At 64.4% G+C, this 20,007-nt stretch carries 15 protein-coding genes; 4 read left to right on the forward strand and 11 right to left on the reverse strand.

The features are described from left to right. Positions 1 to 125: 125 nt before the first annotated feature. The 5 genes from JG746_RS17420 to JG746_RS17440 are packed head-to-tail and all read right to left on the reverse strand — an operon-like array spanning position 126 to position 7,663. The gene (locus JG746_RS17420; RefSeq protein WP_202353930.1) at positions 126 to 2,573 is read right to left on the reverse strand and encodes a GcvT family protein; all 2,448 of its coding nucleotides are present in this window, start codon (positions 2,571 to 2,573) and stop codon (positions 126 to 128) included. Continuing rightward, a complete protein-coding gene (locus JG746_RS17425; RefSeq protein ID WP_202353931.1) occupies positions 2,570 to 3,751 on the reverse strand; it encodes a pyridoxal phosphate-dependent aminotransferase in 1,182 nt (393 codons plus the stop codon). Before JG746_RS17425 ends, JG746_RS17420 begins: the two co-directional genes overlap by 4 nt. Next, entirely contained in the window at positions 3,751 to 4,650 is a 900-nt protein-coding gene (locus tag JG746_RS17430; RefSeq protein ID WP_202353932.1) for a homocysteine S-methyltransferase family protein, read from the reverse strand. Before JG746_RS17430 ends, JG746_RS17425 begins: the two co-directional genes overlap by 1 nt. Next, positions 4,647 to 7,100: a GcvT family protein gene (locus tag JG746_RS17435; protein ID WP_202353933.1), complete on the reverse strand. Its 2,454-nt coding sequence runs from the start codon at positions 7,098 to 7,100 to the stop codon at positions 4,647 to 4,649. Before JG746_RS17435 ends, JG746_RS17430 begins: the two co-directional genes overlap by 4 nt. 20 nt (positions 7,101 to 7,120) lie before the next feature. After that, a complete protein-coding gene (locus JG746_RS17440) occupies positions 7,121 to 7,663 on the reverse strand; it encodes a helix-turn-helix domain-containing protein (RefSeq protein WP_202353934.1) in 543 nt (180 codons plus the stop codon). A 225-nt stretch (positions 7,664 to 7,888) separates the two neighbouring features. On the opposite strand from JG746_RS17440, the gene JG746_RS17445 reads away from it, so the two are divergent. Further along, positions 7,889 to 8,593 (forward strand): nitroreductase, encoded by a 705-nt coding sequence (locus tag JG746_RS17445; protein ID WP_202353935.1) that lies wholly within the window; start codon positions 7,889 to 7,891, stop codon positions 8,591 to 8,593. Between the two features lie 31 nt (positions 8,594 to 8,624). Here JG746_RS17445 and JG746_RS17450 read toward each other — a convergent pair whose 3' ends face one another. Further along, positions 8,625 to 10,067, reverse strand: a complete 1,443-nt coding sequence (locus tag JG746_RS17450) for an MFS transporter (protein WP_202353936.1) — start codon at positions 10,065 to 10,067, stop codon at positions 8,625 to 8,627. A gap of 154 nt (positions 10,068 to 10,221) precedes the next feature. Then, the gene (locus tag JG746_RS17455; protein WP_202353937.1) at positions 10,222 to 11,118 is read right to left on the reverse strand and encodes a LysR family transcriptional regulator; all 897 of its coding nucleotides are present in this window, start codon (positions 11,116 to 11,118) and stop codon (positions 10,222 to 10,224) included. Positions 11,119 to 11,204: 86 nt separating this feature from the next. Here JG746_RS17455 and JG746_RS17460 point away from each other — a divergent pair, with 86 nt between their 5' ends. Both JG746_RS17460 and JG746_RS17465 read left to right on the forward strand, forming a co-directional pair. Continuing rightward, positions 11,205 to 11,717 (forward strand): DMT family transporter, encoded by a 513-nt coding sequence (locus JG746_RS17460; RefSeq protein WP_202353938.1) that lies wholly within the window; start codon positions 11,205 to 11,207, stop codon positions 11,715 to 11,717. Then, a complete protein-coding gene (locus JG746_RS17465; protein WP_202353939.1) occupies positions 11,714 to 12,124 on the forward strand; it encodes a VOC family protein in 411 nt (136 codons plus the stop codon). Before JG746_RS17460 ends, JG746_RS17465 begins: the two co-directional genes overlap by 4 nt. Positions 12,125 to 12,150: 26 nt before the next feature. Here the strand turns inward: JG746_RS17465 and JG746_RS17470 are convergent, their stop codons facing one another. Genes JG746_RS17470 through JG746_RS17485 form a run of 4 tightly spaced genes read right to left on the reverse strand, consistent with a single transcriptional unit; the run spans position 12,151 to position 17,301 of the window. Next, positions 12,151 to 12,738: a sarcosine oxidase subunit gamma gene (locus JG746_RS17470; protein WP_202353940.1), complete on the reverse strand. Its 588-nt coding sequence runs from the start codon at positions 12,736 to 12,738 to the stop codon at positions 12,151 to 12,153. Then, complete coding sequence (locus JG746_RS17475) at positions 12,731 to 15,739, reverse strand: sarcosine oxidase subunit alpha (protein WP_202353941.1); 3,009 nt, start codon at positions 15,737 to 15,739, stop codon at positions 12,731 to 12,733. Before JG746_RS17475 ends, JG746_RS17470 begins: the two co-directional genes overlap by 8 nt. After that, positions 15,736 to 16,032: a sarcosine oxidase subunit delta gene (locus JG746_RS17480; RefSeq protein ID WP_202353942.1), complete on the reverse strand. Its 297-nt coding sequence runs from the start codon at positions 16,030 to 16,032 to the stop codon at positions 15,736 to 15,738. Before JG746_RS17480 ends, JG746_RS17475 begins: the two co-directional genes overlap by 4 nt. 9 nt (positions 16,033 to 16,041) lie before the next feature. Next, positions 16,042 to 17,301, reverse strand: a complete 1,260-nt coding sequence (locus JG746_RS17485; RefSeq protein WP_202353943.1) for a sarcosine oxidase subunit beta — start codon at positions 17,299 to 17,301, stop codon at positions 16,042 to 16,044. Between the two features lie 206 nt (positions 17,302 to 17,507). On the opposite strand from JG746_RS17485, the gene JG746_RS17490 reads away from it, so the two are divergent. Beyond that, complete coding sequence (locus tag JG746_RS17490; protein WP_202353944.1) at positions 17,508 to 19,997, forward strand: mechanosensitive ion channel family protein; 2,490 nt, start codon at positions 17,508 to 17,510, stop codon at positions 19,995 to 19,997. Positions 19,998 to 20,007: the final 10 nt, after the last annotated feature.

The raw sequence follows: 20,007 nt of genomic DNA on the forward strand, positions 1-20,007 counted from the left end.
CTTTGCAGAAATAAGTGCTTCAGACCCTTCGATCCTTTCACACCGCGCTTCGTCACGCACCCCTCATCCGTCTCGGCGCTACGCGCCGATCCACCTTCTCCCACAAGGGGAGAAGGGAAGAGGCGTTACATCTTCGTCCGTTCAGCCTTCGGGTCATACATCGGCTTCAACGACGCTTCAGCCGCAAACCGCTCGCCGGCGATTTCGATCTCGAAGGACGAGGCCAGCACCTGCGCCTCGCTCTCGCCCTGGCATGGCACATAGCCCAGCCCAATGGCGCCGCCGAGATGGTGGCCGTAATTGCCTGAGGTGATCGGGCCGACGATCTTGCCGTCACGCAAGATCGCCTCGTTGTGGAAGAGCAGGGGCTGCGGGTCTTTCAGCCGGAACTGGACCAGCCGGCGGCTCAATCCGGCTTCCTTTTTCTTCAACACGGCATCGCGGCCGATGAAATCGCCCTTGGCCGTCTTCACCGCGAAGCCGAGGCCTGCTTCCAGCACATTGTCCTCGTCGGTGATGTCGTGGCCGAAATGCCGGAAGGCCTTTTCGATGCGGCAGGAATCGAGCGTGTGCAGGCCGCAGAGTTTCAGGCCGACATCCGCACCGGCCTCGTCGATCGCCTCGAAGACATGAGCCGCCTGGTCAGTCGAGACATAGAGCTCCCAGCCGAGTTCGCCGACATAGGTGACGCGGTGGGCGCGGGCCAGCCCCATGCCGATCTCGATCTCCTGGAACGTGCCGAACGGGTTGTTCTCGTTGGAGAAATCGTTGGGGCTGACTTTCTGGATGAGCTTTCGCGCATCCGGACCCATCAGGCAGAGCACGCTTTCGGCCGCCGTGACGTCGGTGATGACGACGAACTCCTCGCCGACATGCCGGCGCAACCACGCCAGATCGCGCTGCAGCGTGGCGCCCGGCACGACGAGGAAGTAGGCCGTGTCCGACAGCCGCGAGACGGTGAGGTCGCTCTCGATGCCGCCGCGCTGGTTGAGCATTTGCGTGTAGACGATCTTGCCCGGTGCCACGTCCATGTCGTTGGCGCACAGTCTTTGCAGGAAGGCGCAGGCATCGCGGCCCTCGACGCGGATCTTGCCGAACGAGGTCATGTCGAACAGGCCGACCTTGTTGCGGACGGCCAGATGCTCGTCGCGCTGGTTGTCGAACCAGTTCTGCCGCTTCCAGGAATAGCGGTATTCGCGCTCCTGTCCCTCGCGGGCGAACCAGTTGGCGCGCTCCCAGCCGGCGACCTCGCCGAACACGGCGCCGCGCGCCTTCAGGTGCTCATGCAGCGGCGAGCGGCGCACACCGCGCGATGTCGCCATCTGCCGATAGGGGAAGTGGTCGGCGTAGAGCAGGCCGAGCGTTTCGGAGACGCGCTCCTTGAGATAACGGCGGTTCTTCTGGAACGGCTGGGCGCGGCGGATGTCGACTTCCCACAGGTCGAACGGCGCTTCGCCGTCGTTGATCCATTGCGCCAGCGCCATGCCGGCGCCGCCGGAGGAGACGATGCCGATCGAATTGTAGCCGGTCGCCATCCAGTAGCCCCGCAGTTCCGGCGCCTCGCCGAGATAGTAGCGGTCGTCGGGGGTGAAGCTTTCGGGGCCGTTGAAGAAAGTGTGGATGCCGGCGGTGGCCAGCATCGGCATGCGGTTGACGCCCATTTCAAGGATCGGCTCGAAATGATCCATGTCCTCGGGCAACTGGTCGAAGCAGAAATCCTCGCGGATGCCGTCCATGCCCCAGGGCTTGGCCACCGGCTCGAAGGCGCCGAGCATCATCTTGCCGGCGTCTTCCTTGTAGTAGGCGCATTCGTCCGGCACACGCAGCACCGGCAGGCGGCTGAGGCCGGGGATCGGCTCGGTGACGAGATAGAAATGCTCGCATGCGTGCAGCGGTATGGTGACGCCGTTCTGGGCGCCGAGTTCGCGCGCCCACATGCCGGCGCAGTTGACGACGATGTCGGCCTCGATCATGCCCTGTTCGTCACCCTGCGCCCAGGACACGCCGGTGACGCGGCCGTTCCTGGTGTGGACCTTGGTGACCTTCACATTCTCGACGATGGTGGCGCCGCGCTGGCGGGCACCCTTGGCCAAAGCCATGGCGATGTTGGCCGGGTCGCATTGGCCGTCGAGCGGCAGATGCACGGCACCGACGACGTCGGACACGTTGAGATGCGGATACATCTGTTTGACTTCATTGGGCGAAATCTCGCGCACGTCGACATCGAAGGCACGGGCGAGCGAGGCCTGCCGGTAGATCTCGTGCTTGCGCTCCTCGGTCAGCGCGACGGTGATCGAGCCGACCTGGCGCATGCCGGTGCCAACCTCGGTCTCGGCCTCCAGCTTGACGTAGAGGTCGGCTGAATATTTCGCCAGCCGCGTCATGTTCTGCGAGCCGCGCAGCTGGCCGATCAGGCCGGCGGCATGCCATGTCGTGCCCGAGGTCAACTGCTTGCGCTCCAAGAGCACGATGTCGGTCCAGCCGAGCTTGGCCAGATGATAGGCAACCGAACAGCCGGAGACGCCGCCGCCGATGATGACAGCGCGGGCCTTGGTGGGGATGCTCTTGGTCATGCGGCCTCGCGGCGATAGGTGGAAGCAAAACGGCGCAGCCGAGCCGCTGCTTCCTGCAGCACCGGTTCCGGTTGGCAGAGGCTGATGCGGATATGGCCGGCGGCGGCGTCACCGAAGCTGGAGCCGGGCATCACGCCGACCTTCTCCTGGTCGAGGAGGGCCCAGGCGAACTTTTCGTCGTCGGGTTCGACATCGGAGATGTCGAGCATGACATACATGCCGCCTTCGGAACCGCGCACGGTGACGTCGTTCATGCCGCGCACGGCATCGAGGAAGACGGTGCGGCGCGCCGCGTAGCGCTCGGCGATCTCCTTGACGCCGTAGCGGTTCTCCAGCGCCTCGGTGCAGGCGATCGAGATGAAGGCCGGCAGGCCGTAGGTCGTCACCAGATTGAGGTTGGTGAGCAGCGTGATCATCTCTTGCGGGCCAGTCAGCCAGCCCATGCGCCAGCCGGTCATGCCGTGGCTCTTGGACATGGAATTGATGACCAGCGTGCGCTCGGCCATGCCGGGCAGCGAGCGCGGCGAGACATGCTCGCCGCCGCCCAGCGTCCAGTAGACCTCGTCCGACAGAAGCCAGAGATCGTGCTCGCGGCAGATTTGCGCCAGCTGTTCCAGCCGCTCGCGCGAATAGACCGCACCTGTCGGGTTGTTCGGCGTGTTGATGAGGATGGCGCGCGTGTTGGGCCTGAGTGCCGCGCGGATCATGTCGGCGCGGGGTTGAAACCCGTCCTCGGCCGGCGTCTCGACGACGGTGAAGCTGGCCCCGGCGGCGCTGAACGTGTTGGGATAGGTAGCATAGTACGGCGCCACCACGATGGCGTGGTCGCCCTGATCCAGCACGGCCTGCACGGCCGCGTAAAGTGCGGCCTGGCCGCCAGGTGTGGCGATGACCTGATCCGGTGTCGTCTCGACGCCGGTGCAGGCGCTCGAAGCGACCGCCATCGCCTGGCGCAGGCGCGGCAGGCCGGGCAGCGGCGTGTAGTGGTGGTTGCTGCCGCGAACCGCGGTGACGCAGGCCTCGATCGTCTCAGAGGGCGTGTCGAAATCATGGTCGCCGACGGACAGCATGATGATGTCCTCGCCGGCTTCCTTGCGGGCCCAGGCGGCGGAATGAACCTCCCAGCCATCCTTGCCGGAAGGCACGATGCCGGAAATACGCGATGATGGTCTGGGCATCATTGAACTCCCGAGATCTGGTAGCCGGCCTGTTCGAGCCGGCTGCGCAGCGCCGCGATATGGGCGGGACCAACTTCACAGCAACCGCCGACGATTTCTGCGCCGGCCTCGACCCAGCCGATGGCCTGATCAGCATAGGCGTCGGGGCCGAGGTCGTGGCGGGCGTGCAGCACGTCGACGGTACCGCCGTGCTTGAGCGCCTCTGTGGAGGTGAAGCCATTGGCATAGGCGCCGACCGGGCCGCCGAGTTCGATCAGCTCAGGCAAGGCGGCGGCGATCGCTTCCGGCCGGCAGCAGTTGAGCAGCCGCGCCGCTATCGGCAGGCCATCGAGCGCGCTTGCCGCGGCGGCTATTGTTTCGCCGCTGCGCAGCCGCGGCGCGCCGTGATCGGCGAGCGTCCAGGATACCCAGACCGGCTTGCCGCTTTCCGATGCCGCGGTGACGGCCGCGCGTGCTTCATCGGCCGAGGCCATGGTTTCGCACAGGAAGAGATCGACGCCATCCGCCTGCTCGGCGACGATGCGGCGATAGATGTCGAGCGTTTCCTGATAGGAGATGGTCAGCGCCGGCGCGTAGCTGCCGAAAAGCGGCGACAGGCAGCCGGCGATCGCTGCCTCGCCGGCTGCGTCGCAAGCTTGCCTGGCCAGTTCGATGCCGCGCTTCTGCAACGGCTTGAACAGCTCCTCGGCACCCTCGCGCGCCAGCCGTTCGGGCGTTGCCGAATAGGTGTTGAGGGTGATGACGCGGGCGCCGGCGCGAATGAATTCGGCATGCAGGTCGCGCACCAGATCGGGCTCGTCGATCAAGACCCTGGCCGACCACAGTGGCGTCGGCTCGGATTTGCTGCGGCGGACCAGTTCCTGGCCCATGCCGCCATCGGTAAGGATGACATTCTTCATGCCCGCAGCCTTTCGTTCCTCGGATCCCAGAGTGGCTCGTCTTTCTGCACCACCGCCTGGAATCGGTCGCCGAAGATTTCGACCTCGACGGAGGTGCCGGGCTCGGTCAAGTCCACGCGCAGCATGCCGAGCGCGATGGACTTGTCGATGCGATGGCCCCAGCCGCCCGACGTGGTCTCGCCGACGATCTGGCCGCCATGCCACAGCGTCGACATGTAGGGCGCGTCGCAATCGCCGGGGTTTTCGACGACCAGCGTGACGAAGCGCTTCTTCACGCCTTGCTGCTTTTCGTTCTGCAATGCGGCCTTGCCACGGAAGTCGGGCTTCTCCCATTTGACGAAACGCTCAAGCCCGCCCTGCAGGATGGAATAGTCGGTCGACAGATCGCCTTTCCAGGTGCGGTAGCCCTTCTCGAGCCGGAGCGAATCCAGCGCGTACATGCCGAACGGTTTCAGTCCGTGCTTCTGCCCGGCCGCCCAGATGGCATCGAAGATGCCCGATGTGTCACCGACCTTGGTGTGGATCTCCCAGCCGAGCTCGCCGGCGAAGGAGACGCGCACCAGCTTCGCCCAGCGCCCGGCGATGGTGGTTTCCTGATGCGTCAGCCATGGCAGGGTGAGGTCGGCGGCGCAGACATCGGCGAGGATTTTGCGCGAGTTGGGGCCGGCCAGGATCTGGGTGGAATAGTCCTCGGTGCGGTCGGTCAGGGTGAAGGCGGCGTCTTTCGGCATGCGCGACTTCAGCCATTCGAAATCATGCCATTGCGCGACCGCTGCGGTGATCAGCGTCATCTGGTCCTCGCCGTGGCGCACGACCGACATTTCGGTGACGATGCGGCCCTTGTCGTCAGCGAAATAGACGAGGCCGATGCGGCCGGGCTTCGGCACCAGGCCGGTGACCTGCAGGCTCAGCCATTCGGCGGCGCCGGAGCCTTCCAGGTTGAAACGCGAGAAGCCGGGCAGGTCGAGGATGCCGGCGGCGTCGCGGACGGCCAGGCACTCTTCGCGCACGCGATGCTGCCAGGGACCTTCACGGCGGAAGGTCAGCGTCGCTTCCTCGGAAATGTCGTCGCCCGGCTGCGCATACCAGGTGACACGCTCCCAGCCATTATAGGCGTCGAAGCGGCCGCCGAGCGCCTTGGTGCGGTCGTGGATCGGCGACAGTTTGCGGTCGCGCCCTTCGGGCCAGGCGTGGCGCGGGAACTGGATGGCGTATTCATTGCCGTAGATTTCCATGCCCTTGGCGACGCAATAATCCGGCGCCGAGGCAAACGAGGTAAAGCGGCGCGGATCGCAGGACCACATATCCCATTCGGTCTGGCCCTGCGTGACCCATTCGGCCAGCACCTTGCCGGCGCCGCCGCCCTGGGCAATGCCGAAGGTGAAGACGCAGGCCTCGAAGGCGTTGGGGACGCCGGGCATCGGGCCGATCAGCGGATTGCCGTCCGGCGCATAGGGGATGGGCCCGTTGATGACCTTGGACAGGCCGGCGGTGCCCAGGATCGGCACGCGGGCGACGGCATCGGCCAAATAATGTTCCAGCCGGTCGAGATCGTCGGGGAAGAGCTGGAAGGAAAAATCCTCCGGCATCGGATCGCCGGGGGTGGCCCAATGCGCGCGGCAATTGCGCTCATAGGGGCCGAGATTCATGCCGGTCTTTTCCTGGCGCAGATAGTAGGAGGTGTCGACATCGCGCAGCAGCGGCAGTTTCTTGCCCTGTTCCTTCGACCATGCGGCCAGTTCGGGGATTTCCTCGAACAGGATGTACTGGTGGCTCATCACCATCATCGGCACTTCGCGGCCGAACATCTTGCCGACTTCGGCGGCACGGTAGCCGGCGGCATTGACGACGATTTCGCAGCGGATCTCGCCTTGCGGCGTGGCGACCACCCACTCATCCTTCTCGCGGCGCACGCCGGTGACGGGGCAGAAGCGGATGATCTTGGCGCCCAAATCGCGCGCGCCCTTGGCCAGCGCCTGGGTCAACTGCGCCGGGTCGATGTCGCCATCGCTCGGATCGTAGAGCGCGCCCTCCAAATCATGCGTCTCGATGAAGGGATAGCGGCGCTTGATCTCGTCGACGCCGACCACTTCAATATTCATGCCCTGATAGCGGCCCATGCCCTTGGCGCGCTGGAATTCCTGCATGCGCTCCTTGGAATGGGCGAGCCGCAGCGAACCGGTGACGTGGTAATTCATGGGATAGTCGACCGCGTCGGCCAGGCCGCGATACAGCTCGGTCGAATAGCGCTGCATATTCATCAGAGACCAGGACGAGGAAAAGGTCGGCACATTGCCGGCGGCATGCCAGGTCGAGCCTGATGTCAGCTCGTTCTTTTCCAGGAGCACGCAGTCGGTCCAGCCCGCCTTGGCGAGATGATAGAGCGAGGAGGTGCCGACCACGCCACCCCCGATGATCACCACGCGCGCCGTGCTCGGCAACCCCGCCATCTTCTTCTCCCAAAATTGACTCAATAAACCGGTGGCGAAACCACCCAGATGACAACCGCCGGCTCGGTGCCTGGATTGCGCCAGCGATAGGGCTTGCCTTCGAAGCGGAAGGAATCGCCTTCGACGAGCCGGTGCCAGATACCCGCTATCTCGATCTCGAAAATACCGGAGGCAAGATAGCCTGCTTCCTCGGTCGGCCGCAGTTGCTCGGTCTTCATTTCCGCGCCCGGCGCGAAGATCGAGCGCACCATTTCGAAGCTACCACCGAGATCGGGCGACAGGAGTTCTTCCACCAGGCCGGATTCGCTGGTGCCAAGGGTGCGGCGCCTGCCGGCCCGCACCACCACGCCGCGCTCGCTCTCGACGGGCACGTCATGGCTGAAGAACAGGCTGATCGGCACGCCGAACAGTTCGGCGAACGCCCTGAGATCGCTGAGCGACGGCGTCGACAGGCCGCGCTCGACCTGACTGACCCAGCCGACCGAACGGCCGAGTTTCAGCGCGATTTCGGCGAGCGTCAGCCCGCGCGCCCTGCGCAGCGCCCGGATATCGCCAGCCAGCACGCGTTCGTCAGGTCCCTGTAATGTTCGTGCGGTAGGAGACGCCAAAACGCTCACTTCATGAAAATTTCAAACCGAATTTCATGAGAAATCAAGCTCATGAAAAAATCAAGTAGATTTTCACCAATGCTCAAGATTTGCTTGCAGGATTTTGACGGTTCATGCAAAGGCTCCGCCGCGAGCGGCGAGTGGGGACGTCCGATCGACGCAAAGGCTAAGGGACGGCCCATGTTGGAAAAGAAGGCTCGAATCGCGGATGAGGCCGAGATCGTCGACGAGGCGATCGTGTCGCGACGTTCGGTGCGCGCATTTCTGCCTGACATGATCGAAGACGACACTATCCGCGACATTCTGGCGGTTGCGGCTCGCGCGCCTTCCGGCACCAATATGCAGCCATGGCGGGTCTACGTCACCAAGGGCGAGACCAAGCAACAGATCTCGGATGCCATCCTGAATTCCGGTATCCGCGCCGAAAAGGCCGACTGGGACGAGTACCGCTACTATCCCACCCAGTTCTTCGAACCCTATCTGACGCGGCGACGCGCCAACGGCTTCGGCCTCTATGGCGCGCTCGGCATCGGCCGCCGCGAGGTCGACAAGATGCGTGCCCAGCATGACCGCAACTTCGTCTTCTTCGACGCGCCGGTCGGCATGATCTTCACCATCGACCGCCGGCTCAACCAGGGTTCGTGGATCGACTACGGCATGTTCCTGCAGAACATCATGGTCGCGGCGCGGGGCAGGGGCCTGCACACCTGCCCGCAGGCCGCCTTCGCGCCCTATCACCGGCAGATCCGGCCGGTGCTCAACATTCCCGACGAGGAGATCGTCGTCTGCGGCATGGCGCTCGGCTATGAGGACACCTCCAAGCCGGAAAACGCCTTCCGCACCGACCGCGTGCCGCTGGAAGAGTGGGTGACGTTCAGCGAGTAGAGCGGCTGCCCGGCCTGGCGGCGCTTGCCGGCTATTCCGTATTCATCTGCATGCCATGGCCGCTGACATGGGCGCCGTCCTGCGGCGTCAGCTTGAGATAGGCAAGCAGCGCGCAGAGCGTGATGACGCCCTCGATCGCGAACAGGACCCGGAAATCATTGGTCACGGCAGGGCCACCGCCGGCCAGGAACGACAGCATGGCCGCCGCCAGGCCGACGCTGACCGCCACCGCGAGCTGCCAGAGGATGTAATAAAGCGCGCTGAAGCGGGCGAGCTGGTCGGGGGCGATGTCGGAATAGGCGAGGTTGCCGGTCGAGGCCCATTGGACGGAGCGAAAGACGCCGAAAGCAAAGATGTAGCCAAGCACGATCCAGACCGGCGTCGTCGCCTGCATCAAGGCGAAGCCGGCCACCATGGCGGCAACAACCGGCGTGTTGAAGACCAGCACGCGGCGGAAGCCGAACCGGTTGAGGACGCGCGGCATGAAGAAACGCATGATCACCGAGCCGAGCGCGGCAACGAAGGTCAGCGATCCCGCCTGCACCGCACTCATGCCGAAGCCGAGCTGGAACATCAGCGGCAGCAGGAAGGCGACGGAGCTCAGGCCGATCGTGTCCAGCCCACCGCCGGTGAGGAACGAGATGCGGAAGGTGCGGATGCGCAGGAGCTTCAAATCGAGCAGGGGATTTGGCACGCGCAGGCAGTAGAGCGAGGCAATCGACAGGATGATGACCGCCAGCGCCAGTTCGCCGGCGATCATCCCGCCGGGGGCATCCTTGGCGGCCAGCGAATCCATGCCGAACACCAGCAGGATCATGCCGCTGCCGACCAGCAGGAAACCTGGAAAATCGAACCGCGTACGCACGGGCTTGGTCACCGTCGGGAACAGAGAGGCGGCAAGGACCGCCGCCGCCAGCGCGAACGGGACGTTTATGAAGAAGATCCAGCGCCAGGAAATGTAGGTGGTCAGCGCGCCGCCGACGAGCGGCCCGACCAGCGGCCCGGTCTGGCTGGCCACCGAGATATACATGTTGATCTTCAGCGTCCTGTTGCGCGGGAAACTCGACAGGATGACGACCTGGCCGAGCGTGCCCATCAGCGCGCCGCCAAACCCCTGCAGCGCGCGGGCGCCGACCAGCGTCCAGATGTCGTTGGACAGGCCGCAGAGCGCCGATGAGGTGGCGAACACCAGCAAGGCGAAGCAGTAGACGTTGCGCAGGCCGAAGCGGTCGGCCGCCCAGCCGCCGAGCGGCATCGAGATGATCAGGCTGGCAACATAGACGGTGATCAGCAGGCCGAGCTGGCTCGGCGGGCGGGCGAGGCTTTCGCCGATGCCGGGCAGCGCCGTCACCACGACATTCTGGTCGAGGCTGGTCATGAACACGCCGCAGGCGACCGTCAGTGGCAGCAGGAGCAAGGCTCTGGCCGACACATCGGCGCGATCGGTGGCGCCGGCGGATAGTTCTGCGGTCATGGGGATGTTCGAACCAAACGAATGTGCCGAGTCTGAGACGGGATTTTTATCCCTTGGGCCGATCTGGCGGCCATGTCTTTCCACCATGGCCGTCCGCGGCGCGATTCTCTAGCGGCAGAACCGGCCGGCATTGAGGCCAGAAGGTTTTCCGAGCTCAACCGTCAAACAGATGCTGAAGCAGCGACCGCAGCCATTGGTGCGCCGGGTCGCCGTCGCGTCGCTTGTGCCAGATCTGCGTGAACTGAAAGGCCGGAATTTCGAAAGGTGGGGCGAAGACGCAGAGCCGGTTGTCGGGCGCCGGCAGTATCCGACGTGCGACGGTAAGCACCAGGTCGGTGCCGGCGATCAGGCGCGGCGCCACGCCCCAATGCGGGATGATGAGGCAGAGCCGCCGCTTGTGGCCCATTTCGGCCAGGGCCTTGTCGACCTCGCTCTGACGCTCTGGCCGCAAATCGACCAGCGCGTGGGGCCGTTCGAGATAAGTCGCCAGATCTATCGTCTTTCTGCCGCCAAGACTTGCCGCATCGGCGAGACAGGCAAAGCGCTCGTCGAACAAGCGATGCGAGCGCACGGACCGATCGAGGCTGGGAAAGACGCCAAAGGCAAGATCGATCTCGCCGTCGATGATTTGCGAAACCATCACCTCGCGGCTCGCCTGGCTGACCACGAGGTCGACCTGCGGTGCCTGCGCCCGCATGACCGGCAGCAGTGCCGGCAGGATGACCGCCGCGCCATAGTCCGACATAGCGAGCCGAAACCTCCGGCGCTCCGTCGCCGGGTCGAACCCGGCCGGTGCCAGAAGGTGCCGCATGCGATCGAGCGCCTCGGTCAGTGCCGGGGTGATTTCCATAGCGCGCGCCGTCGGCTCTAGGCCTCCCTGCCGCCTGACCAGCAGCGGGTCATCGAGAAGGTGACGTAGCCTGGCGAGCGCATGGCTCACGGCGGGCTGACTCTTGTTCAGTCGGATTGCCGCCCGCGAGACGTGGCGTTCAGCCAGCAAGGCCTCCAGCACGACGAGCAGGTTCAGATCGATACCGGCGAGATTATTCATTTGGTGCATATTACGCGTACGCGAGTCGAATTTCCATATGCAAGTCCGATGCTGTAGTTGGCCTTGATCGATATGGAGACAATCTCATGGCCAGCACCTTTTCCTTTCTGATTGCCGCCCTGCTGGCAGGAGCCATCGTCCCCTTCCAGGCAGGGGCGAACGCCATGCTTGGCCGCCTGCTCGGCCATCCGCTCTGGGCAACCTTGGTCTCGCTGGGCGTCAGCGTCGCGCTGATCGTGCCGGTCATGATGGTCTTCAAGCTGCCGGTTCCAGCCGTCGGGGTGGCACTGAAAGGTCCGTGGTGGATCTGGATCGGCGGCGCGGCAGGCGTGGTCTACATCACCGCCGCACTGCTTCTGGCACCGAAGCTCGGCGCCGCGAGCTTCATCGTTGCCGTCATCGCCGGCCAAATGATGGCGTCACTGGTCATCGATCACTTTGCCTTGATGGGCTTTGCCCATCGACCGGTCACAGTGGCTCGTTTCGCCGGACTTGCGCTGATTATCGGCGGGCTGATCGTCACGCAATGGGCAAGCACGATTGCACCACAGGCAACCCAACTCGACTTCAATCCTGTCCACAAAGGAGACAGCAAATGAAAACTCAGCTCGTGCTGCGCGTTGCGCGGCCAACGAACGATCTCGCGGCAGTCACCCGCTTCTACCGGGATGGCCTTGGCCTGCAGGAACTGTTCCGCTTCAGCGATCATGACGGCTTCGACGGCGTCATGTTCGGGCGGCCCGGCGACACCTATCATTTCGAATTCACCCACGCCCATGGTCACGATGCGGGCAGGGCGCCCACAGCGGACAATCTGGTCGTCTTCTACATGCCGGATCGTGACGCTTGGGAAGCAGCCATCCAGCGCATGAAGGAACACGGCTACGCCACCGTGCCGTCCTTCAATCCCTATTGGGACAGGCAGGGCGTCACCTTCGAGGATTGCGACGGCTATCGTGTCGTATTGCAAAACGCCGATTGGCACGCAGTCGCACAGCAATCCTAGTCTAGCCCGCGCCAGGCTAGGTGGCGCTACTGCACCTCGTAGCCGACTTCCTCGCTGGCATGGCAAAGCGCCTTCCAGAACGAACGCGCGAAGGAGCGGAAGACATAGATGTCGAACTGGTCGGCGCCGGTGCGCTGGATCTGGGCGAAAACGTCGTGATGCGTGGTCGAGCGACCGGCGCCGACCGGGAATGCCGGCAGCGCGAAGTCGATGGCGAAGAATTTCGCCAGCACCCATTCGGCCTTCGGCCCGGCGATGCGTATGGCGGTGCGGCCGTGCGACAGGTCCGTTACCGTGCCGATGGCAGGCGTCACCGCCTTGGCAAAAGCCGCGGCCAGCCCTTCGGCCTCGTCGGCCACGGTGAATCTTCCCGGCGCGAAGCCGAATACAGATTTCACACCGTCGCTCAGGCCGCCGCCGGCGCCGTCGGGCAGCGCAAGGCCGGTGACGGTGCGGATGGCGGCGATCAGTTTCTTCTCTTCGCCCGGCCAGGCGGCGATCTGCACGATCGAGCCCGGCCTGGTCTCAGTCAGCAGGATCTCGACGCCATGCTCGAAATTGCCATGCGAGCCGACATGAAACTCCGGCTCAAGGGGGGATTGGCGCTCAACCATGCATGCGGGTCCCTTCCGGATCGTAGAAATGGTTGGAGACGATCTCGACCGGTCCGAACCTATTGCGCAGGGGATCGGACACATGGGCGCGCGTCCCGTGCCTGGCCTTGCCGCCCGAGACCAGCGCCAGCGCAATGTGCTTGCCGAGCGCCGGGGAATAGCAACAGGCGGTGATGTGGCCGATCGAACCGTGCGGATTGGCCTCGTCCAACGCCTCGACAATATGCGCGCCGCCATTGAGCGGCCGGTTGTCGAGCGCAATCAGGCCGACCAGTTCCAGCCGGTCAGACGCGATCAGGCCTTCGCGGTCCATCATCGCCGAGCCGATGAAAGGCTTCTTCTTCGATAGCATCCAGTCGAGATGCAGGTCGCGCGCCGTGGTGCGTCCGTCGATCTCGGCGCCGGTGACATGGCCTTTCTCGATGCGCATCGTGCCCAGCGCCTCGAGCCCGTAGGTGACCAGGCCGAACGGCTTGCCGGCTTCGATCAGGGCTTCCCAGACATGCGTGCCGTGGCCGGCCCCGGAATAGACCTCGAAGGCCATTTCACCGGAGAAGGACAGCCGGCAAATCATCACCGGAACGCCAGCGATCTCACCACGCACAATGCCCATGAAGGGCAAGGTGGAGTTGTCAACTGCGGTGCCGGTGACGCAGGCGGCGAGGATCTGCCGGGCCTTCGGTCCTCCGATCGCGGCGCCCGCCCATTCGTCGGTCACCGAGGTGACGTGAACCTTGAGGTCCGGCCAGATCACGTCGAGGAAATACTCCAGATGCTGCATCACCTTGCCGGCATTGGCGGTGGTGGTGGTCATCAGGAAATCCTGTTCGCCGAGCCGCCAGGTGGTGCCGTCGTCGAAGGCAAGGCCGTCCTCGCGCAGCATCAGCCCGTAACGCGCCTTGCCGACGGCGAGCGTCGAAAACATGTTGGTGTAGACGCGGTCGAGGAAGGTTGCGGCATCGGGGCCTTGCACGGCGATCTTGCCCAGCGTCGAGACATCGACAATGCCAGCGCTTTCGCGCGTCGCCTTGGCCTCGCGTACATAGGCCTGCTCGATGGTTTCGCCTGAAAGCCCGTAGATCATCGGCCGGTACCAGAGGCCGGCGGAATACATGGTCGCGCCGTTGGCGACATGCCAGTCATGCATCGGCGTCAGCCGCTCGGGCTTGAGGTCGCCGAAGCGTTCCGCCGCCAGCGAGCCGATCGAAACGGGTGCGAAGGGCGGCCGGAAACGTGTCGTACCGACTTCGGGGATCGGCTTGCCCAGCGCCTCGGCCATGATGGCAAGGCCGGGAACGTTGGAGCTCTTGCCCTGATCGGTCGCCATGCCGAGCGTGGTGTAGCGCTTCAGATGCTCGACCGAGACGAAGCCTTCGCGGTGCGCCAGCCGCACATCTTCTGCCGTCACGTCGTGCTGGACGTCGACAAAGCTCTTGCCCTTGGCTCTGATCTCGAAGACGGGCGCCGGATCGGGATCGCCGGGTACCGCTTCGGCCGTCGGCAATGCCGCCGGCGTACTCGTTCCACCGGCCGCCGCAAGGCCGGCGGCGCGGCCTTCGGCGATCGCCTCGGCGGTCGAAAAACTGCCGGTGAAGGCCCCGGCGCCAATCCACTGCTGTGTTGACCACTGCTGCGTCGGCTTTGGCGGCAGGAAGGCCTGCCGCGCGGCATTCCATTCCGCCTTGGCGCCGGCCTGACTGGCCAGATGGATGGTCGGCGACCAGCCGCCCGACATCAGCAGGCAGTCGGCATGGATGCTGCGCTCGTCACCGGTAAGCGCCCCGGTGACCATGTCGAAACGCTGAACCTTGACGCCGGAGAGCGCCTTGCCGCCCTCGGTGGCGATGACGGCATGGCCGGCCAACACTTCGGCCTCGGCCTCCGTCGCCAGCTTGCGCATCTCTGGCGAAAGCTCGGACCTGACGTCGGCGATGGCGACGATCGCCGCCCCCGCCTTCTTCAAGGCGACGGCCGCCCGGTAGGCGCTGTCATTGTTGGTGAACAGCGCGATCCGCTCGCCCGGCAGCACGCCGAATTCGTTGACGTAGCGTTCGGCGGCATGGGCCAGCATCGCGCCTGGCCTGTCATTGCCCGGGAAGACCAGCGGGCGTTCGAAGGCGCCGGTGGCCAGAACCACCGATCTGGCTCGGATCGCCCAGTAGCGATGGCGCGGCTCGCCCTTGGCGGGCTGTTCCTTGTGGTCGCTGACCCGTTCGAGTGCGGCAAGCGTGTTGTTGTCGTAATAGCCCCACACCGTGGTGCGCGGCAAAAGCCGGACATTGTCGCGGCCTTCGAGCTGGTTGACGGTGCGGCGCGCCCAATCGGCGGCCGGCACACCGTCGATGGTTTCACCCGACCAGTTGGTCGAGCCGCCGAAACGCGGTTCGAGATCGGCCAGCATGACACGCGCACCCTGGTCGGCGGCCGCCTTGGCGGCCATCAGGCCGGCAGGTCCGGAGCCGACCACCAGCACGTCGCAAAAGGCGTTCATGCGCTCGTAGCGGGCAGGATCCTTCGCCGATCCGGCGCTGCCCAGACCGGCGGCGCGGCGGATGAAATGCTCGCAGAACATCCAGAAGCGCGTGCCTTTCAGCGGACCGATCACCGGCCCCATGAAGGTCTTGTAGTAGAAGCCGGCCGACAGGATCTTGCCGCCAAGCTGGTTGACGGCGTTGATGTCCCAGGCCAGCGACGGGAAGCGGTTCTGGCTGATCGCCACCAACCCGTCATGGATCTCGACCATGGTCGCTGGAATATTGGGCTCGCGCACCTCGCCCTTCAGCACCGTCACCAGCGCGTTGGGCTCCTCCACGCCCGCGGTCAGCAGGCCGCGCGGGCGGTGGTATTTGAACGAGCGGCCGAAAAGCGTGACGCCCTTGGCCATGAGCGCCGAGGCCAGCGTGTCGCCAGCATGGCCGGTATAGGCAACGCCGTCGAAGGTGAAGCGGATCGTCTTCAGCCGGTCGATGCGGCCGCCGGTGTCGGTGCGGCGCGGGCTCATGCCTTGTCCTCCGCCTTGCGGCGTGCGGCCGAGCCATGATCGCCGCGCACGAAGGCGATACTCGAAATCTCATGCGTCAGCGTGTTGCGCACGACGCGCAGATGCGCGCGGCAACCGCCGGAATGCTGCCAGATCTCATTGTGGTCGCCGGCCGGATTCAGCCGGTCATAGACATAGGCGTTCCACGCCTCGAAATTCTGCGAAGCGGGGTCGGGACGTTCGCGGTTGCCGTCACCCTGGTAGGTGAACTCGATAACGTCGCGCGGGCCGCAATAGGGACAGGTGATCAGCATCGAATGTTCCTAATGCAGCCGCGGGTTCGCGCCCTGGCCCTTGTCGTCGATGACGAGGCCGCGGTGGAAGCGGTCAAGGGTGAACGGCGCGTTGAAGTCGTGCGGCTCATCCTTGGCGATGGTCCATGCGAAGGTCCAGCCGGAGGCCGGTGTCGCCTTGAAGCCGCCATAGCACCAGCCGCAGTTGAGATACATGCCGGGCAGGGGGCCGGTGGTGATGATCGGCGAGCCGTCCATCGACATGTCGCACACACCGCCCCACGAACGCAGCATGCGCACACGCGCAAGGCCCGGGAAGAGCGCCAGCATCTCGCTCATCACTTCGTCGACGATGGGCAGGTTGCCGCGCTGGGCGTAGCTGTTGTAGCCGTCGATGTCGCCGCCATAGACAAGGCCCCCCTTATCGGACTGCGACATGTAGAAATGCCCCATGCCGAAGGTCACGACCGTATCGATGAAGGGTTTCAGCGATTCCGTCACGAAGGCCTGCAGCACATGGCTCTCGATCGGCATCGTCTCGACGCCGGCCAACTGCATGACGCGCCCGGTGCTGCCGGCGACCGCGACCGCCACTTTTTTGGCCCTGATGTCGCCGCGCGACGTGGTGACGCCGGTGACGCGGTCGCCGTCGCGCAGGAAGCCGGTAACCTCGCAATTCTCGATGATGTCGACGCCGCGCCGGTCGGCGCCGCGCGCATAACCCCAGGCCACGGCATCGTGGCGGGCGGTGCCGGCGCGCCGCTGCATCAGGCCGCCGACGACGGGAAAGCGTGCGTCGCCGGAGATATCGAGCGCCGGAATCAGGCGCTTGATCTGCGCCGGCTTCATCAGTTCGGCGTCGACGCCGAGATGGCGCATGGCATTGCCGCGCCTTGCGTAATCGTCGAACTGGGCCGGCGTGTGCGCCAGGTTCAGGCAGCCGCGCTGCGAGAACATGACGTTGTAGTTGAGCTCGTGCGACAGGCCCTCCCACATCTTCATCGAATGTTCGTAGAAGCGGGTGTTGGCCGGCAGCAGGTAGTTCGAGCGAACAGCCGTGGTGTTGCGGCCGACATTGCCGGAACCGAGCCAGCCCTTTTCCAGCACGGCGACGTTGGTGATGCCGTGTTCCTTGGCCAGATAGTAGGCGGTCGCCAGCCCGTGGCCGCCGCCGCCGATGATGATGACATCATAGGAGGCCTTCGGGTCGGGCTTGCGCCAGGCCGGCTTCCAGTCCTTGTTTCCCTTGAGCGCGTTCGCGAGCAGCGAAAAGGCCGAGTACTCTGCCATCATTGTCATCCGGTTCGGGCGATGCGGCAGACTATAGAGCAGGCCGCATCGGCAAAGCCAATATTGCGCCATGGCCTTTCGACTGGCCGACGCTCGGATCGCGATCCAAGCGCGATCGGACGCGACGGCTTGCCCCACGATATGGCCGTCTTTATCAAGGAGAGGCTTTTTGAATGCCCTTGCCGCGTGTGAGTCGCCAACAAATCATGCTTTTGAGATTGCTTCGCCTCATTTTGGTTTTCACGCTCGTCATTTCGGCGTCGCCTTCGCTCGAAGTGATGGCGCAGGCGCTTGGCCAGGGCGCCGCCGGCTTGATCACCGATCAGCAGAAAGTCATCCAGGGCCTGACGGCCAAGACCGACGATCTCGAGAAGAAGATACAGCAGGACGGTGAGGACGATGCCTCGCTCGTGGATATCCGCCTGCAGCTGGAGGACCTGTCGCGGGCGGCGCTGACCAGTGCACTGGCGTTTCGTTCGCGGCTTACCGACATCAACAACCGCATCGAGGTGCTGGGTCCGCCGCCGGCGGCGGGCCAGCCGCAGGAGCCCGACATTGTGACCGGCGAACGCCAGGCGCTGGCGTCGGAAAAGGCCGAGATCAACGCGGTCGTCGCCAGCGCGCAGAACCTGTCGATCCGCATCAGCGGACTGATCGACAAGATCGGCAATATGCGCAGCGAGCAGTTCCGCAACTTTTTGACCAAGCGCTACGCGCTGTCCGAGGCGCTGAGCCCACAGGTGTTTTCCGACGCCCAGGATGAATACGCCAATTTTTACAAAGCGGTGTCGTCCTGGCTGAGCTTTGCGTTCAAGTTCAAGTTCCAGGCCGTCCTGGCGGCGACCTTCGTGGCGCTCGGACTGGCGCTGGTGCTGCTGGTCGGCGGCAGGCGGCTGTTCGGGCGCATATTCGAAGCTGATCCGGCGGTCGAGGATCCGTCCTATCTCAGCCGCCTGTCCGTAGCGTTCTGGTCTACCTTGCTGCCGACGCTGGCGGTCGGCGTGTTCCTGGCCTCCACGGTGTTCTTTTTCAACTATTACAATGTGTTGCGCGGCGACATCGGCGTCTTCCTCAATGCGTTGGCAGCCGTCATCGCGGTGGTATTCTGCGTCAACCGGCTGACCAATGCCGCGCTTGAGCCGCGGCTGCCGAACTGGCGGCTCATTCCTGTCGAAACCGGCCCGGCGCGCTGGCTGGTGCGGCTGACAACCGCCATGGCCGTGGTCATCGGTGTCAACAATTTCCTGTCGATCGTCAACGACAAGATGGGCTCGCCACTGTCGCTGACCATCGCCCGCAGTTTCGTCGCCACCATTGTCGTCGGCATCATCCTGATCCTGATGGCGATGCTGCGGCCGTTCAAGGCACGCGACGGAAGCTGGCGGCCGTGGCCGGCCTGGCTGCGCTATCTGGCGCTGGCGCTTGGCCTGTTCACCATCGCCGCCGCGCTGCTTGGCTTTATCGGCCTTGCGCTGTTCGTCTCGCTGCAGGTCGTGGTCACCGGCACGGCGCTGATCACCGCCTATATCGGCTTCCTGTCGGCGCAGGCGATCGGCGAGGAGGGCGCTTTCGCCAACACCACTGTCGGGCGCTGGCTGTCGGCCAACTCCAGCTACGAGGAGGCAGCACTCGACCAACTCGGCCTCGTCGTCAGTGTCGCCATCAATTTGATGATCGTGCTGGTTTTCCTGCCTCTGATCCTTTTGATGTGGGGGTTCCAGCCCGGCGACATCCAGGCCTGGGCCTACAAGCTGGCGACCGGGATCACCATCGGTTCGGTGACGATATCGGTCACCGGCATCCTTTCGGGCATCGTCGTCTTCATCATCGGCTATTTCCTGACGCGCTGGTTCCAGGGCTGGCTCGACGGGTCGGTGATGGCGCGCGGCAAGGTCGATACGGGCGTGCGCAATTCGATCCGGCTGGCGGTCGGCTATGCCGGCGTCGCCGTGGCGGGGCTGGTCGGCATATCGGCGGCGGGTATCGATCTTTCCAGCCTGGCCTTGGTCGCCGGTGCGCTTTCCCTCGGTATCGGCTTTGGCCTGCAGAATGTCGTCTCCAATTTCGTCTCCGGCCTGATCCTTCTGGCCGAGCGGCCGTTCAAGGTCGGCGACTGGATCGTCGCCGGCGACGTCAGCGGCACGGTCAAGAAGATCAGCGTGCGCGCCACCGAGATCGAAACCTTCCAGCGGCAGTCGGTGATCCTGCCCAATTCAAACCTGATCAACAACGCCGTGGGCAACTGGACGCATCGCAACAAGCTCGGCCGCATCGACATCAAGGTCGGCGTCGCTTATGGCAGCGACGTCAAGCAGGTTCACGCCATCCTGTTGGAGATCGCACGCGGCCACCCGATGGTGCTGAAAAACCCCGAACCCTTCGTACTGTTCTCCAATTTCGGTCCCGCGGCACTCGAATTCGAAATTCGTGTGTTCCTGGCCGATGTGATGAACGGCAACATCGTGCAAAACGACGTCCGCTTCGCTGTGCTAGAGAAATTCAGCGACCAGCATATCGAGATCCCCTCGACCCCGCGCGCCGTTATCGAGACCAAAAATGCGAAGGCATGGCCGACCGACGACGACAAGATCGAGGCCGACTTCGTCGAACAGGAGCAGGCCAAGGTCGACGCCGCAGTCGAGGCGAAAAAGCTGGCCAAATCAGGACGCAAGGTACGCAAACCCGACCCCGATTAGAGGCCAGGCC

It is taken from the genome of Mesorhizobium sp. 113-3-3, assembly GCF_016756495.1.
Lineage (GTDB): Bacteria > Pseudomonadota > Alphaproteobacteria > Rhizobiales > Rhizobiaceae > Mesorhizobium.